At 43.8% G+C, this 15,652-nt stretch carries 16 protein-coding genes; all 16 read left to right on the top strand.

What is annotated here, in order from left to right; genetic code table 11:
* Positions 1-44: 44 nt before the first annotated feature.
* Positions 45-1,196, top strand: a complete 1,152-nt coding sequence (locus ACFQ0C_RS01940) for a type III polyketide synthase (RefSeq protein WP_379363448.1) — start codon at positions 45-47, stop codon at positions 1,194-1,196.
* On the top strand, positions 1,189-1,899 hold the full coding sequence (locus ACFQ0C_RS01935) for a methyltransferase domain-containing protein (RefSeq protein ID WP_379363640.1): 711 nt from the start codon (positions 1,189-1,191) through the stop codon (positions 1,897-1,899). The genes ACFQ0C_RS01940 and ACFQ0C_RS01935 overlap by 8 nt, the downstream gene beginning before the upstream one ends.
* Positions 1,900-1,929: 30 nt before the next feature.
* Complete coding sequence (locus ACFQ0C_RS01930) at positions 1,930-3,075, top strand: NAD(P)/FAD-dependent oxidoreductase (RefSeq protein WP_379363446.1); 1,146 nt, start codon at positions 1,930-1,932, stop codon at positions 3,073-3,075.
* Positions 3,076-3,110: 35 nt separating this feature from the next.
* A complete protein-coding gene (locus tag ACFQ0C_RS01925) occupies positions 3,111-5,255 on the top strand; it encodes an MMPL family transporter (protein ID WP_379363444.1) in 2,145 nt (714 codons plus the stop codon).
* Between the two features lie 248 nt (positions 5,256-5,503).
* Positions 5,504-5,704 (top strand): cold-shock protein, encoded by a 201-nt coding sequence (locus tag ACFQ0C_RS01920; protein ID WP_171651489.1) that lies wholly within the window; start codon positions 5,504-5,506, stop codon positions 5,702-5,704.
* Positions 5,705-5,877: 173 nt separating this feature from the next.
* Positions 5,878-6,381, top strand: coding sequence for a DUF6933 domain-containing protein (locus ACFQ0C_RS01915; protein WP_379363441.1), 504 nt, complete (start codon positions 5,878-5,880; stop codon positions 6,379-6,381).
* A gap of 21 nt (positions 6,382-6,402) precedes the next feature.
* Positions 6,403-6,861 (top strand): NUDIX domain-containing protein, encoded by a 459-nt coding sequence (locus ACFQ0C_RS01910; protein WP_379363439.1) that lies wholly within the window; start codon positions 6,403-6,405, stop codon positions 6,859-6,861.
* A 60-nt stretch (positions 6,862-6,921) separates the two neighbouring features.
* Positions 6,922-7,422: an NUDIX domain-containing protein gene (locus ACFQ0C_RS01905; RefSeq protein WP_379363437.1), complete on the top strand. Its 501-nt coding sequence runs from the start codon at positions 6,922-6,924 to the stop codon at positions 7,420-7,422.
* Between the two features lie 45 nt (positions 7,423-7,467).
* Positions 7,468-8,274: a VanW family protein gene (locus ACFQ0C_RS01900; RefSeq protein ID WP_379363435.1), complete on the top strand. Its 807-nt coding sequence runs from the start codon at positions 7,468-7,470 to the stop codon at positions 8,272-8,274.
* 158 nt (positions 8,275-8,432) lie between these two features.
* Complete coding sequence (locus ACFQ0C_RS01895) at positions 8,433-9,347, top strand: tyrosine-type recombinase/integrase (RefSeq protein ID WP_379363433.1); 915 nt, start codon at positions 8,433-8,435, stop codon at positions 9,345-9,347.
* Between the two features lie 210 nt (positions 9,348-9,557).
* The gene (locus ACFQ0C_RS01890; RefSeq protein WP_379363431.1) at positions 9,558-10,325 is read left to right on the top strand and encodes a ThuA domain-containing protein; all 768 of its coding nucleotides are present in this window, start codon (positions 9,558-9,560) and stop codon (positions 10,323-10,325) included.
* Positions 10,326-10,382: 57 nt separating this feature from the next.
* Complete coding sequence (locus tag ACFQ0C_RS01885; protein ID WP_379363429.1) at positions 10,383-11,630, top strand: MFS transporter; 1,248 nt, start codon at positions 10,383-10,385, stop codon at positions 11,628-11,630.
* A 62-nt stretch (positions 11,631-11,692) separates the two neighbouring features.
* Positions 11,693-12,718, top strand: a complete 1,026-nt coding sequence (locus tag ACFQ0C_RS01880) for a Gfo/Idh/MocA family protein (RefSeq protein ID WP_379363427.1) — start codon at positions 11,693-11,695, stop codon at positions 12,716-12,718.
* Between the two features lie 140 nt (positions 12,719-12,858).
* Complete coding sequence (locus ACFQ0C_RS01875) at positions 12,859-13,623, top strand: ThuA domain-containing protein (protein WP_379363425.1); 765 nt, start codon at positions 12,859-12,861, stop codon at positions 13,621-13,623.
* Between the two features lie 131 nt (positions 13,624-13,754).
* Positions 13,755-14,723, top strand: a complete 969-nt coding sequence (locus ACFQ0C_RS01870) for an ABC transporter permease (protein ID WP_379363423.1) — start codon at positions 13,755-13,757, stop codon at positions 14,721-14,723.
* 26 nt (positions 14,724-14,749) lie between these two features.
* Positions 14,750-15,640 (top strand): carbohydrate ABC transporter permease, encoded by an 891-nt coding sequence (locus ACFQ0C_RS01865; protein WP_379363421.1) that lies wholly within the window; start codon positions 14,750-14,752, stop codon positions 15,638-15,640.
* Positions 15,641-15,652: the final 12 nt, after the last annotated feature.

The following is a 15,652-nucleotide window of genomic DNA, read 5'->3' as shown; positions in this document are numbered from 1 at the left end:
TAAATGGATAGTAGGAATTTGTGCGAGGGGATGGATACAACCAAATGGAGCATTCAGATCCAATCATTGCGCTGCTGGGAATGGGTACGGCTGTGCCGGCTAATCGGATCGATCAAGCTGATACTGCACAAAGACTGGCGGAAGCCTTAAAGGAAACACCTGATTCTGCACGCTGGGCGAAGAGAATATTCAAGCAGTGCGGTGTGGAGACACGCTACACTTGTGAACCTAACTTACTTCAATCGGCCTCAGATTGCCGTTATTTTCCGCGTAACTCACTAGATGATGTTCCTACAACCGCAGATCGGATGGAAACCTATAAAAGGGAGTCTGTACCGTTAGGGCTGGAGGCTGCGAAAAAAGCTTTATTGGATGGAGATGTCGACGTTTCTGCGATTACTCATTTGATTACGGTCAGCTGTACCGGGCAATTTCTTCCTGGTATGGATACAGTCTTGGCCACGCAGTTAGGACTAGCCGCTACAGTGAACAGGCTTCCGCTTAACTTTATCGGCTGTGCTGCCGGGTTGAAGGCCATTTGCCTGTCGAGGCAGATTGTGACGGGGAATTCATCCGCTAAGGTTTTAATTGTTTGTGTAGAGCTATGCACACTTCACATACAACCCTCCAGTGTACGGGAATCCTTGTTCGCCACTTCGTTCTTTGGTGATGGAGCTTCAGCTTGTATTGTAGGTACTCCAGGACCTAATCATAAAGCCATTTTTCAGTTAGGTAGAGAGCATACCGTTCTTCTGCCGGATTCTGCCAATGAAATGGTATGGGAATTAGGTGATTACGGCTTTGATCTTTATTTGTCCCCGAGCATTCCTAAATTGATAGGCAAGATGATTCCTGTTGAAGTAGAACGAATGTTCGGTGGAGAGGGAAACCCAGACCTATGGGCTATTCATCCTGGAGGCAGAGGGATTGTGGATATATTGCAGGAAAGGTTCGAGCTCACGGATGAGCAAGTCCGACCGAGCCTTAACGTTCTTCGCAATTACGGAAATGTATCCTCTGCCACCATCTTGTTCGTGCTTCATGAGATGAGACAAGAGCTGACACGTGTCGGATCCGGACCGACGAGTGGAATAGCTCTGGCATTCGGACCTGGGCTTACGGCAGAGATGATCAAGATTAATTATCTTCCTTCCGTCATCATTCACAAGGAACTTCTAAGTGGCGCAATTGTTTAGATGGCTGCGCCACCGGGCGATTGAATTGGAATTGATGGATGACTTTTCAATAGGAGGGCCGGAGCTTCGGGAAGCGTTGCAGCATCTTCGACGGCTTAATCGAATCTTCGGTGCTGCCAGGCCAACATCGTATGGTGTCCGGCAATTATGGGCGGAGGCTGGCAAGCCGTCACGATTATCCATCCTGGATATCGGATCAGGGTCCGGGGATGTAAATCATTATCTCTTGCAGTGGGCCGATGCGAATCGGATTGATTTAAAGATTACATTAGTCGACATAACTGAGGAGGCCTGCGAAGAGGCCAAGCAGTTCTTTCTTAACGAACCTCGGATTCACGTGATGCAGCATAATTTGTTTGCTCTGCCGGATGCTTATGCGGATGTGATAACGGGAACGCAGTTTGTTCATCATTTTGCAACCGAGGAACTCCCTGCAGTAGTTGATAAGATGTTAAAGACGTCTCAACTCGGTGTTGTAATCAATGACATTCATCGCCATTGGATTGCTTGGGCAGCGGTGTGGATTACTGCACGCTTGATTTCAAATAACCGGTATATTTTACACGATGGACCTCTGTCTGTGGCCAAAGGATTTCGATCGGCAGACTGGAAGCGGCTCGGGAAAGCATTGGGCCTGACGCGAATGTGTTATGCCTGGAGACCGTTATTTCGATATGTAGTCATCATTCGGAAAAAACAATAAGGAATAATTCAAAACATGGAGTTGAAAAGAATGAGTCGCATCCCGGATGTAGCGGTTCTTGGTGCAGGTATCGCCGGCAGCAGCTTGGCCAAAGCTTTAGCAGACAGGGGATGGGATGCTGTATTAATCGATCGTCAGCGATTCCCCCGTCACAAGGTTTGTGGAGAATTTCTTTCCCCTGAATCCCAAAAAACGTTGAATACTCTTGGTTTGCTGGAATCTGTTGAAGCGCTGAATCCAAGTTATATCAATCGGATACGATTAATTTTCAGCCACGGAGATGTTGTAGAAATTCCTTTAACCGGATTTGCTTTGGGCGTGAGCCGGTACTCACTTGACCCAGCTCTTCACAAAGCAGCGCTAAGCTCAGGCGTGCATATACAGACGTCAACAACGGTCACCGCCGTGTATCCCAAAGACAATGGCTACATGATTGAGACCAAACAAGAGGGGACCCTAAATAAAGTTAAAGTAAGGGCTGTTATTGCAGCATGGGGCTCCAATCATCGTTCAGGACTTCCAGGGTATAGGCCTGTTGGTGCGGCGAAAAATACATATATGGGAGTTAAATCCCATTATATGGGTATTGAAATGGAGCCGGTTGTAGAGCTCTATTTTTTTTCCGGAGGTTATATGGGCATTTCCCCGATAGAAGGCGGACTCGTCAATGTTGCCGCTCTACTGACACAGAATGCTTTTCGGGACAGTGAAAAAACGATCCTGGGGCTGATTGACGCTGCCGCTCGAAGGAACTCCAAGCTTTATCAAAAGCTGGGGCAAGCCACTCCGGTCGAGGGCACTCAGGCAGCCGTTGCTCCTGTCGGGCTAAGCCGCAAGCCTAATCCATGGGATATGATTCCCCTAATAGGGGATGCAGCACTTATGATACCGCCGCTCTGCGGAGATGGAATGTCGATGGCGCTGCGATCCGCCCGCTTAAGCCTACCTCTAGCGGATAGCTATTTGCGTGGGGAGCTGTCACTTGCCATGTGGCAGCATCGATACGCTTTGTCTATTCAACGGGAGTTCAAAAGTCCCTTACGGTGGGGACGTTTTCTTCAATGGCTGCTAGGTTTACCCATTATGCCCCGATTTCTTCCGGGATTAGCCAATCTCGCTCCGGACCTGGCCTCAGGCATGGTTCAAGCGACTAGGCTGAAAGAAATTGATTATTAGATTGACGGCAAATCTGAAATTAGAGGAGCTTAATCATGGGATATCATAAGCTTGCAAGCCTCTCCCTTCGATATCCGAAATCAATCATCCTCATTTGGGTTTTGTTCTTCACTTTTTTCGGAGCTTATTCCTCTAAGCTGCCTGATGTCCTAAAGGATCATGGTTTAACACCGGATGGGGCCTTTATCAAGGTTCAACATATGTTGTCTTCAGACTTTCATATTCCAGAAAACCCTATTATTTTAATGTTTGAAAACAAAGGACATCTGTCTTCCGAGCCATTCCATCAGTTCATTCAGCAAAGCTTGCTTCAGCTGCAAGGGATGGAAGGGTTAAGCAGAGTGACTTCTCCGATGGAAAATAAGGGGATGTTCAGCGGGGACTTGGCCTATGCCGTTCTTGCATTTGAACATAAGCCCTATGAAATGAAGCCAGTGCTAGAAGAAGTTCGCAGGCGATTGCCGGACAATAAAAATATTGTGGTGAAAATGACCGGAAAACCTGTGATCCAGACGGATGTTAACCAGGCTAGCCAGAATGATTTGAAAAAAGCCGAAATGATAGGATTACCGGCGGCCTTCATCATTCTCTGGTTTGCATTTGGAGGCATTGTTTCCGCTATGCTTCCCATTATTATTGGAGTGACCGGTGTTATTGGCACCATGGGAATGATGTATTGGATGGGGGACGTAGTCGACCTGTCTAACTTTGTGTTAAATGTTATTCCTATGGTAGGGCTGGCTCTTAGCATCGACTTTGCGTTAATGATAGTCAGTCGGTTTCGTGAGGAATTAGAGAAAAATGCTGCTGATCAAGCATTAATCATAACCATGAAGACCGCTGGCAGGGCTGTCTTAGTTTCAGCGGTTACTCTTTTTCTAGGCTTGCTTGGTCTCCTGCTTATTCCACTTCCTATGTTTACTACAGTTGCTATGGGGGCTATGACGGTATTATTCGTATCTGTATTGTTAACCCTTACTTTACTCCCAGCGCTATTATTTATATTGTGGCCAGCTATTCTAGCGGAAAGTAAGTCTGTGCCGAATTTTCGTAAAACAAATATTTGGTACTCTATAGCACTGTTTGTAATGAAAAGACCTGTTCGAATGTGCCTCTTGGCTTCATTATTGTTGATTAGCTGCTTGCTGCCGTTAAGCAAGATGAAATTAGCTATTCCGGATGCTTCATCCTTGCCACTTGGCTATGATTCCCGAATGGCTGCTGAAAGCTATCAAACCCATTTTGTAACTATTTCAACTTCACAGGTTTATATGGTAATCCAAGGGAAGGCGATCAGCTTCACTAAAGATGACTGGTTAAAAGCCTACGCGATCATAAGAAAATTGGAAAACGATTCGAGTGTTCAGCGGATAGATTCGGTTTTTTCCAGCATGAAGATGTTGCCTGAGCAGGGATATGCACTTTTCCAAAATCCAATTATGAAAAAGAAATATGAACCCGCACTGCAACCATTTATAAAAGGAAACCGGATGCTCGTACATGTGACGCTGCAGGGTACGTCTACATCCAAGGATACGATGGACTGGGTCCGGCAGTGGGAACGGGAAGGGGAATCTTCAGACATTAAATTCCTGTTGGGTGGAGAAGCAAAGTACCAACAGGAAGTATTTGATGAAATATTTATCAACCTTAAGTATGTGTGCCTCTTTATATTAGTTTCCAATTTTATCGTATTGTTTGCAGCTTTTAGATCAATTCTTATTGCGTTTAAAACTATTTTTATGAATCTTCTTAGCCTAGGTGCATCGTTCGGTTTTCTGGTGTGGGTTTTTGTCGAAGGCAACTTGGGAATGGAGCCGGTTAGCATCGCAATAATGATTCCCGTATTTATTTTCGGATTAGCGTTTGGCGTCAGTATGGATTATGGTGTGTTTCTTGTGTCAAGAATCTACGAGGTATACAGGCATACAGGAGATAATGACCGTGCGGTGCTTGTAGGACTGGTTTCAACCAGCAGAATCATAACCTCAGCAGCTGCAATTATGGTTGCCGTTACTGGACCTTTTGCTTTCGGGGAAGTTATTGGAGTGCAACAGCTGGGGGTTGGCATCGCAGCAGCGATCTTGATTGATGCTACAGTGATACGAATGGTTTTAGTTCCATCTTTAATGAGATTAATGGGCAGATGGAATTGGTGGGCGCCGAGATGGCTCCAATAAAGTAATATTCATAAAATATATAGCTCAAATTCTGTATCTTCGTGGGTTTTCAGCCAGAGCAGAAAAATTTATCGAAATAAGGTTGCATTGGGTTTGTCCTTATGATATGATGTCCATACAAACAAAGTTAAACCTTAAATTCACATATTGAAAAAGGTTATCATTTGTCTAATGGTACTTTTTCCAATGTGTGATTTTTGTTTGTTTAGAAAAATACATGTTAAATAAAATTTTGGAGGTCATTTAAAATGGAAACAGGAACAGTGAAATGGTTTAATGCAGAAAAAGGATTTGGCTTTATCGAAGTAGAAGGTGGAAATGACGTATTCGTACATTTCTCCGCAATTCAAGGCGACGGCTTCAAATCACTTGACGAAGGTCAACGTGTAGAATTCAACGTAGTTCAAGGCCAACGCGGACCGCAAGCTGAGAACGTTGTAAAATTGTAATTAAACCGAAACCTGCCCTTAGGGGCAGGTTTTTTATTTATTTTAAGGCATATATTGTCCCAGTAAGTCCTGACAAATGAGCTCGTGCTTCATAATACCAGTATGGTACAATGAGTGATGGGCTGATTTGATAGCTAGTCATTACGAAGAATTGAAATGAGGTAACAAGTTAAATGATTATAAGACCTACCAAAGCATTGATGAAAGAAATGGACACTAATGTAGATGCCTTGCCAAATATTGAACAGGATGAAATGTACAGCTGGCATGCCAATAATTTTATTATGAATAGAAAAAAATTCATTATATTCGTGAACGATAAGTCTCGGTTAAGTGTTACCATATCGAAAATTAGAGGTAATCAGAGCAAAGATATAAAACATATATTTTCAAGTGCACTTAAGGACTATTTGCTCGTTGAAGGCTTTAAGGAAAAATGGATTGATTCGTATATTGGAGAGATATCGGATATAAAAATATCTAATACGAATAATCGAAGTGTACTCGGGACTATGGTCGAGGCGGTTAAGTTAATGGACAGCATATACTCGCGAGGGGCTATCCCTGACTTTCATGAACTAAACAAGGAAAACAATAGAATCATATATAAACCGATAGACTATTTGAAACCCATAGATGTATTTAATGAATTAATAAAGGAATATTATGGTTCTTAATAGCTGAGAGGACTATTCAAAATGCGAACTTTAGTTACAGGTGGAGCCATCATCCGGGATAAGCAGGGCAGAATTTTACTTCAAAAAAGATCGGACTATGGCAACTGGGGACTTCCTGGAGGGGCAATGGAGGCTGGTGAATCAGTTGAAGAGAATATGAGACGTGAGGTGCTCGAAGAAACTGGTTTAGTGGTAAGTGAACATGAACTTTATACGGTTTATAGTGGATCGAGAATGAAATATCGCTATCCGGATGGCAATGAAGTTGTTTTTGTTATGTTTATTTTTAATGTCAAGGCTGATTTAGAAGGTAGAGTGGCCGAAGACGGTATTACGCTAATATTTAATGATGTTAATAAAGAATCGCTAAAATTACAATTTATGAACATAGAAGAAATTGAAATTGACCATATAAGCATTGTACAAAGACCTGTGTTTGAAGATTTAAAAAAGAATATTACAACACTTTTAAGGACCTAATTTCGTAATCTACTTAAGAAGGGTACAGCAAATAACTAAGTGAAGCAGAGGAAGATAGTTATGGAAGTAAGACAGATGGCTACCGCGTTTTTAAGTAATCAAAGCAAAGTATTGATGATGAAAAAAGCTAGAAGCAAGCTGTTTCATTTTGAATTTTGGGGCGGTATTGGGGGACATCTTGACTATGAAGAGCTGAATTTTCCGATGAAGGCCAGCTTTAGAGAAATTGAAGAAGAAACAGGATTTAAACGGAGTGATATTGAGAATTTTAGACTTAAATATATACTGATTGAGAGTAACAGTGGAGAAATTAGACAGCAGTATGTATATTTTGGAGATACCAAGCATAAGAACTATATTGCTTCTGATGAAGGAGAATTATTCTGGATAGATAAGAATGAACTATTAAGCTTATATACGTCCAAGATTATTAAATTTACTATCGAACATTATTTAGAGAATCCGCAAACAGAAGATATTTTTGTTGGAACTGTGACTGTTGATAGTGATCTAGATCCGCAAATACAATGGGCTGCCGTAAAAGAAACTGTGACTTTCTAGCAGCACGAAGAGCTTGGAAGGATGTTAATTTAGGGGGGAGATCCTTTGAAGCCTATAAAAAGATCAAAGCTAAGACTAACCTTAGGCACAATCTATTATAGCTGTAAGAGATATCTCGAATGGTATTTTGGGAAAACTCATTTCGCAAAAGAGTTACAGGCAAATCCGTTACCCTTCACGATAATGAAGCATCAGGCCCCATTACTCAGACAGTTGAAAGAAGTAGATATGTGGCTACAGCATAATAAGATCATAAACCTCAAAATAGCCGCACAAAAAATCAATGGAATAGTTATTAATCCAGGTGAAACTTTCTCCTATTGGAAACTAATTGGTCGTCCAACGAGTAAAAAGGGATATGTGAACGGAATGGTTCTATTTTACGGTGGGTTTAAGCATGGGGTGGGAGGGGGATTATGTCAATTATCTAATCTGATCTATTGGATGGCTTTGCATACGCCCTTGGAAATTTCAGAAAGACATCGTCATAGTTATGATGCTTTCCCCGATTCCAATAGAAGTCAGCCATTCGGCAGCGGGGCAACCTGTGCCTATAATTATTTGGATTTAAGAATATATAATCCTACCCAACAGCCCTATCAATTACAAATTTATTTAACAGAGGATCAATTAGTGGGTGAATGGAAGACGATTGCTCAGCCGCGGAATAGTTATGAAATCTACGAAAGAGATCATAAAATTACGCAAGAATATTGGGGCGGTTATATGAGACATAATCTTATTTATCGACGAGTGTTTAATGAAAATAAGGAATTGGTTGAGGATCAATATATTACCGAAAATCATGCTCTAATGATGTATCAACCATTTTTAGAAGCGGGAGTTAAATAACGAGAAACATAAGGGTTTAAAGCAAGAAATTAATCATTTTTTTTCGAATAAAAATTACGCTAAACCATTGTTTCACGTAATTTCGTTTTAAATCTATTTTTCTAAAAATAAATGACCACTAAGTTTACTTAATTGCAAAGAAAAGGTGACCCAAAATTATGAATCAAGACTACTTGGATGATGAACTGATGCAATTTTTCGATATATGGATGAAGGATCAGGGATTTACGTCTCAAACACAAAAAGCCTATCTGGGGGATACGCGGCAGTTTTTAGAAGCAATTGCTCCCAAATCGATAACAGAGATAGAGTCTATCGACATTATGCGCTTTCTTACCCAAGTAAGACAAAGGGGAGCAGGAGACTCTACAAGAAATCGCTATTTATCATCTGTTCGCACCTTTTTTAATGCGTTGGTTGAGCACAAGTATGTTTCAATCAATCCCTCTTTACATATAAAAAAATCAAAGGTTGAAAAACAACAGATCCCATCCTATTTAGAGGAAACGCAGTTATCTAATTTCATTGAATCGATTGTTGGAAAATACCAGATACGAAACGTAGCAATGTTTCTTCTTATGAGCTATGCCGGGCTGCGCGTCAGTGAGCTGAGCAAATTGAACCTATCCGATTTCAATCAATCAACTCACGATTTAAAGGTCAATGGCAAAGGGAGGAAATGGAGAACAATCCCACTTCCGGAGCAATTGGTTTATATACTAAATTTGGCATTGGAGGAACGTATTCAACCGAAAAAAGATACCGAGCAAGCCTTTTTCATTTCTCAGTTTGGTCGACGCATTACAATTCGGATGATACAGAAGATTGCTGAAACGAACTTTTCAGAGTTTAAAAAGAAATATAGAGAAGTTCAAGGCAAATCACTTAGCAGTCATAAGCTGAGGCATACTTTTGCAACTCTACAAGTGATCGCGGGGACAGATATAAGAACGCTGCAAGAATTGCTGGGGCATTCAAGTATACAAACAACTCAAATCTACACCCATGTCGGTGATAAACAGAAACAAGAGGCTATGAGTCGAGTTGTCCCTTATGTACCCCAATTTCGTTGATTATTTGGAATCTAAAAGGAAGAGATAAACTTTAGTCCACCTGAGAAGGTGGGCTTTTTTGCGTGAGTACACAGATAAACCGCATACAGAAGTGTGATATCGGTTCATTTTTTGTTCGATCGTTGTATGTTAAAGCTTTGTACATTTTTTTACAATTACTAGTGTACACAAAAACCAAGAAGCGAGTAAGCGGAAAGGAGCAACAACCTAATGGCGAAAAAAATTCAAGTAACGGTGTGGAATGAATTTTGGCATGAACAGTACCAGGATAACATTAAAGAGGTATATCCCGATGGTATTCATCGTGTGATAGGAGGTCATTTGGAAAAGCAGACGGACATGGAAGTGAGGACCGCAACACTTTACGATACGGAATGCGGTCTATCGGATGAGATCATCGAGCAGACGGACGTATTGATCTGGTGGTCGCATATGAAGCATGACGAGGTTCCCGATGAGCTGGTAGACAAATTGTACAAACGAGCTATTGCCGGTATGGGAACCTTATTCTTGCATTCTTCCTCAGGTTCGAAATTGTTCAAACGTCTGCTTGGAGCGGTGGGGGGCCATAAGTGGAGAGAGGCGCATGAGAAGGAAAGACTGTGGGTTCTAAAGCCGGGACATCCGATAGTCGACGGAGTTGGTGAATATTTCGAGCTGCCGGAAGAGGAAATGTACGGTGAATTCTGGGATATTCCGGAGCCTGATGAATTGGTGATTGCCAGCTGGTTCGAAGGTGGAGAGATTGCTCGCAGCGGGATCACCTATACGCGGGGGAAAGGCCGGTTGTTTTATTTCAGGCCGGGTCATGAAGAATATCCAACCTATTATAACACTAATGTAATGAGGATCATTGAGAACGGGGTAAGATGGACGGCACCTCTGGCTGCACCTCCTGCCATTACTAGCGGCAATGTCAAATCAATCGAACCGATCGCCGGTCACTTGCGGGACGGTCGCGGGAATAGGCTCGACTAAAGGGCATCAAACTGCAACAGTCCCTTGGCCGTTTAATTCGGAAGGAGAACAGAAATCATGTCGACCGAACGCGAAGGGAAAGCCAAATCAACTGTTTTTCCTGTCCTGTTTGCCATAAGCATCGCCCATCTGATCAATGATTCCTTACAAGCTGTAATTCCCGCTTCCTATCCCATATTGCGGGACTCCTTGCATCTATCTTATACACAGCTTGGCATTATAACGTTTATCCTTTACTTTTCCTCCTCAGTCATGCAGCCATTCGTTGGAGCTTACGCAGATGCACGTCCAACGCCGTATATACTTCCGGCTGGAATGCTGCTGTCATTTCTCGGGATGCTGGGGCTAGCCTTCGCTCCAGGCTATATTACCGTTCTTGGTGCCGTTGTTCTCGTAGGGATCGCCTCCGCGGTGTTCCATCCTGAAGGGGCACGGATCGCTTATCTGACCGCGGGCTCCAGAAGAGGGCTGGCGCAGTCGATCTTTCAGGTTGGAGGGAATGCTGGAAGTGCGATGGCTCCGCTCATGACTGCTCTTATCTTTTATCCATTCGGGCAGTTTGGCGCCATATGGTTTACATTGATTGCCGCTTTGGGAGCCCTGCTTCAGACATGGGTGGCACGCTGGTATAAGGTGCATCTCATACAATCCCCGCGCGTGGCTAAGAACAAAGCTGCAGGCCAGGAAGATATGAAATACCAGAAAAAGGTTATAGGAGCAATAGTAGTTATTATTCTGATCGCATTTGCCAGATCGTTATTTGGCTCCAGTATCGGAACCTACTTCGTATTTTACCTGATGGAGAGCTTCAAGCTTTCGATCCCGGATGCACAGATCTATATCTTCCTTTATATGGGCGCAGGGATATTAGGCACGTTTTTTGGCGGACCTCTGTCGGACCGAATAGGTCGAAAAAATGTCATTCTGCTGTCGGTGCTCGGTGCTTCACCGTTTGCTATTTTGCTGCCGCATGCCGGGGAGCTATGGACATATCCACTACTCATTATACTGGGGCTTATTAATCACAGCAGTTTTTCAGTTACTGTAGTCTATGTTCAGGAACTGATGCCAGGCAAGGTAGGTATGGTCTCAGGACTCATTACCGGACTGGCTTTTGGTATGGGGGCAATTGGAACCGTAGTGGTGGGAGGATTAATCGATCTTACCAGCTTATCGACTATTATTATCGCTTGCTCGTTTATGCCGTTGTTTGGTGTGATTGGCTTGCTGCTCCCGTCTGATCGAACGATCCGCGGCAGATTGGAGCGAAGAGAAGGCAAGGAGGAAACGACTGCTGAAACGTAATCGCCCTGGAAGTCGGTTCACAGAAATTAAGCCTATTATTGAGCATTGGAGGAGAAGTTGAAATGGAACGTACAAGAGTGATTCAAGTTGGGGTGGGTGGATTTGGCAAGGAATGGCTCGAAGGAATTAAAGCTGTGAAATCTATTCAAATAGTAGCTATAGTCGATGTGGTACAGGAAAATCTGATTGAAGCGATTAAAGTACTTGGCGACGCGAATATGCCGACTTACACATCATATGAAGATGCATTCGATGAAGTGGAGGCTGATCTGGCGCTGTTGATTACGCCACCTCCTACACGCCACCGCTTAACAAGAGCTGCGCTTGAGGCAGGCATGCATGTTATCGTGGAGAAGCCAATGGCTTCTAACTATAAAGAAGGACTTGAGCTGTTTAGAATAGCTGGGGAATATGACAAGGTGGTATCGGTTAATCAGAACTATAGGTGGACACCTGAGATGAAGGCGATCCGAAATGCACTGGAATCCGGCGTTATCGGGAAGCTCGGGGTTGTGGAATGGCAATTCGACCGGGATGGCTCCAGACATAGGGGACCTCAGGCGGAGTGGAGAAAAAATCGTGAAGAGCCGTTAATTACGGAACTAAGCATTCATCATTTTGATTTAATGCGGTATTTGCTGAATGCCCAACCGGAATCGATATTTGCGAGCAGCTTCAGTCCGTCTTGGAACGAGCGAGGGGGAAATTCATCGGCTTCAGCCATCATTAAATTTAAAGGCGGCGTTCATGTTAACTATTTTGCGAGCAGTGCTAACAAAGGAAAGGATACGACTTGGACGGGGAACTTCCGGTTGGTGGGCAGCGACGGGGCATTGGAGTTTATAGAGGGCAAGGCATACCGTGTGACTGAAGCTGGAGAACGCCAGGAGCTCGAACTGCATGAGCTGGAATATAATGGAGTCGCCTATACCGTCAATGAATTTGTTCATGCGGTTAGGGAAGGGAAGAAGCCTGCTACTCATATTGCTGACAACCTGATCAGCTTTTCAATGGTTGGAGCTGCTGTGGAGTCATCCAAAACCGGACGTTTAGTAAGGTTGGATACTGGGTACTACCAAGCATATTAACCCATGAAGCAAGCAAGAGACAGGGGGATTGAGTCTAAGCTATTCGTGAACTAACTAATGAAATTAAATAAAGCAAAGGGAAGGTGGTCTGCCCTTAATCAGAGCAGACCGTCCCCTCAATGAGAGGAGCTACAGCCAATATGCCAGCAAAAATCCGCGTGACTGTATGGAATGAGTTTTACCATGAGCAGCATCTGGACATCGTGAAAGAGGTATACCCTGAAGGGATTCACCGGGCTCTGGCTAATTATTTAGAGCTTGCGCCAGAGCTGGATATTACTACAGCGACCTTGTATGATCCGGATCATGGTTTGCCGGACACTGTGATTGAGCAGACGGACGTCCTGATCTGGTGGGCGCATATGAAACACGAAGAAGTGCCGGATGATTTGACAGATAAGCTTTATCGGCGTGTGATAAACGGGATGGGAGTTATTTTCCTGCATTCCGCTTCCGGCTCCAAGCTGTTCAAACGGTTGATGGGCACAAGCGGGGGGGCTAAATGGAGGGAAGCGCACGAGCGAGAGAGGCTATGGGTTCTTAAGCCGGGACATCCCATTGTAGACGGCATTGGAGAATATATCGAACTGCCGAACGAGGAGATGTACGGTGACCCTTCGAATATTCCGGAGCCGGACGAATTGATATTCATGAGCTGGTTTGAAGGTGGAGAGGTTATGCGCAGCGGCAATGTGTACACGAGAGGAAAGGGGAAGGTATTCTACTTTAGGCCGGGACATGAGGAATATCCGACTTATTATAACAAGGATGTGTTAAGAGTGATTGCGAATGCTGTTCGCTGGGCGGCCCCGTCCATTTCTCCTCCGAGAATCACCACCGGTAATGTCAGTTCCATTGAGCCAATCAAAGGCTTTTTGCGTGATGGTAGGGGAAATCGCATTTGAATAGGTGAAAGAACCATGAACTGAATGACATTTGTGATAGATTGATGCATTTTTCGTAATATCATTGCATTTGAAAGCGTTTCCTAATCTTTTATAATCTTAGTATCGGCTATGAAAGGAGGCGCGGCATAATGGGGCTGCCAACGACTGCATCCACATCCGTCAAATCATTATCTAATCGACCGGTGCTGTTGACCCGGATGAAAAAATACAAGCTTATGTATGTATTCTTGCTGCCTGCCATCGTTGTAACGGTCATTTTCGCTTATATTCCAATGATAGGTTTGATTATGGCATTTCAAGATTATACCGCTGTTCAAGGCTTCTTGAGCAGCCCGTTTGTAGGCTTGAAGCATTTTCAGAGCATGTTTTCCAATCCAGAGTTTATGCTTGGTTTAAAAAACACAGTAGCCCTTAACGGTTTGCTGATAGTAATCGGGTTTCCGTTACCCATCGTTTTCGCACTTCTGATCAATGAAATCAAAAATATGAAGTTTAAGCGGGTTACGCAAACGATCTCTTATTTACCGCATTTTATCTCTTGGGTTGTCGTTTCCGGTCTCGTCTATAAGCTGCTTGAAGAAGATTTCGGAAGCGTGAATTTGCTGCTTCAAATGATGGGCTTTGAGAAGATTTCCTTTATGCGGGAAGTCGATTATTTCTGGGGAGTTTTCGTGACCACCGTCATATGGAAGGAGCTTGGCTGGAACTCGATTATTTTTCTAGCTGCATTAACTGGAATTGATCAGGAGCAATACGAAGCTGCAACCATAGATGGAGCAAGCCGGTTCCAAAAGCTGTTATATATCACACTCCCGGGGATTGCTAACGTCATTGGTCTCATGTTCATCTTCAAGGTAGCGACTATCTTCGGTGGAGGCGGGGGAGGGGCCAGCTTCGATGCTGTCTATAATATGGGCAACGCTCTTGTAGCCGAAGCGTCCTTGACCCTGGACTATCATGTTTATTTGGCCGGGATTCGCCATGCGGAGGTATCTTACGGTACCGCCGTCGGCCTTGTGTTATCGATATTATCGTTTGGCATTCTGCTGTTGTCCAACCGCATTAGCAAAAAAATAAGCGGATACGGCGCCTTCTAAGGCACATAGAAAGGGGTGGATTAAACATGACGCGTCTGGCCAAACTCACGGTTGCCGATACTATCATTACTTTGATGATGCTGATCATCTGTTTCATAACACTGTATCCTTTCTGGTATGCCATCATCTATTCGTTTAGCAGCAGCAACGCGTCGATGAGCCATCCGGTTACGCTGGTTCCCATACAATTTACATTTGAAAATTATGCGACGGTGTTTGAAAATCATCGAATTTTCACCTCATTCCTAGTAACGGCAGGCCGGACCTTAGGGGGGGTGTTATACTCCGGTACAATCGTTGCACTCGCTGCCTATGCGATCTCCAAGCAGGCACTTCCCGGTAACCGTTTTATCGCTATTTTCCTGCTGATCCCTATGTATTTCAGCGGAGGATTGCTTCCGAGCTATATTTTGATATACAAGCTGGGGTTGTTCAATCATTTCCTTGTTTACATTTTGCCGCATGGCTTCTGGGCGTTTAATATGCTCATTATGCGGACATTTTTCGACTCTCTGCCTGCCAGCCTGGTGGAATCGGCTACAATTGACGGAGCGGGTGATTTCAAGGTGTTTTGGAAAATCATCATCCCATTGTCGATGCCGGTTACTGCGACGATAGCGATGTTCAACGGAGTGTTTCAGTGGAATTCCTGGTTTGACGCTATGCTCTATGTCAGTAATGAAAACTTGCAGCCGCTTTCGTTCATTCTCCAACGTATTCTTAAGGAAACGCTTGCCGCGCAGCTGCTGGCATCACAGGGACTGGTCGGCGCCATCGATTTGGAGTCGAACCAAACATCTCCTGAATCATTGAAAATGGCCACTCTAATCGTATCGACCGTACCCATCGTTGTGATTTATCCGTTTCTGCAAAAATATTTTGTAAAAGGATTTATGATCGGCGCTGTCAAAGGTTAATATTATCATTTT

Origin of the sequence: Paenibacillus sp. GCM10027630, from assembly GCF_042676305.1 — a bacterium.
Classification (GTDB): Bacteria; Bacillota; Bacilli; order Paenibacillales; family NBRC-103111; genus Paenibacillus_S.
This window is presented reverse-complemented; position numbering and strand designations above follow the sequence as displayed.

Excerpts from the sequence above, each read along its gene's own strand:
- ACFQ0C_RS01940 (WP_379363448.1), top strand. The coding sequence starts at position 45 with ATGGAGCATTCAGATCCAATCATTGCGCTGCTGGGAATGGGTACGGCT.
- ACFQ0C_RS01930 (WP_379363446.1), top strand. The coding sequence starts at position 1,930 with ATGAGTCGCATCCCGGATGTAGCGGTTCTTGGTGCAGGTATCGCCGGC.
- ACFQ0C_RS01925 (WP_379363444.1), top strand. The coding sequence starts at position 3,111 with ATGGGATATCATAAGCTTGCAAGCCTCTCCCTTCGATATCCGAAATCA.
- ACFQ0C_RS01920 (WP_171651489.1), top strand. The coding sequence starts at position 5,504 with ATGGAAACAGGAACAGTGAAATGGTTTAATGCAGAAAAAGGATTTGGC.
- ACFQ0C_RS01915 (WP_379363441.1), top strand. The coding sequence starts at position 5,878 with ATGATTATAAGACCTACCAAAGCATTGATGAAAGAAATGGACACTAAT.
- ACFQ0C_RS01910 (WP_379363439.1), top strand. The coding sequence starts at position 6,403 with ATGCGAACTTTAGTTACAGGTGGAGCCATCATCCGGGATAAGCAGGGC.
- ACFQ0C_RS01905 (WP_379363437.1), top strand. The coding sequence starts at position 6,922 with ATGGAAGTAAGACAGATGGCTACCGCGTTTTTAAGTAATCAAAGCAAA.
- ACFQ0C_RS01895 (WP_379363433.1), top strand. The coding sequence starts at position 8,433 with ATGAATCAAGACTACTTGGATGATGAACTGATGCAATTTTTCGATATA.
- ACFQ0C_RS01890 (WP_379363431.1), top strand. The coding sequence starts at position 9,558 with ATGGCGAAAAAAATTCAAGTAACGGTGTGGAATGAATTTTGGCATGAA.
- ACFQ0C_RS01885 (WP_379363429.1), top strand. The coding sequence starts at position 10,383 with ATGTCGACCGAACGCGAAGGGAAAGCCAAATCAACTGTTTTTCCTGTC.
- ACFQ0C_RS01880 (WP_379363427.1), top strand. The coding sequence starts at position 11,693 with ATGGAACGTACAAGAGTGATTCAAGTTGGGGTGGGTGGATTTGGCAAG.
- ACFQ0C_RS01875 (WP_379363425.1), top strand. The coding sequence starts at position 12,859 with ATGCCAGCAAAAATCCGCGTGACTGTATGGAATGAGTTTTACCATGAG.
- ACFQ0C_RS01870 (WP_379363423.1), top strand. The coding sequence starts at position 13,755 with ATGGGGCTGCCAACGACTGCATCCACATCCGTCAAATCATTATCTAAT.
- ACFQ0C_RS01865 (WP_379363421.1), top strand. The coding sequence starts at position 14,750 with ATGACGCGTCTGGCCAAACTCACGGTTGCCGATACTATCATTACTTTG.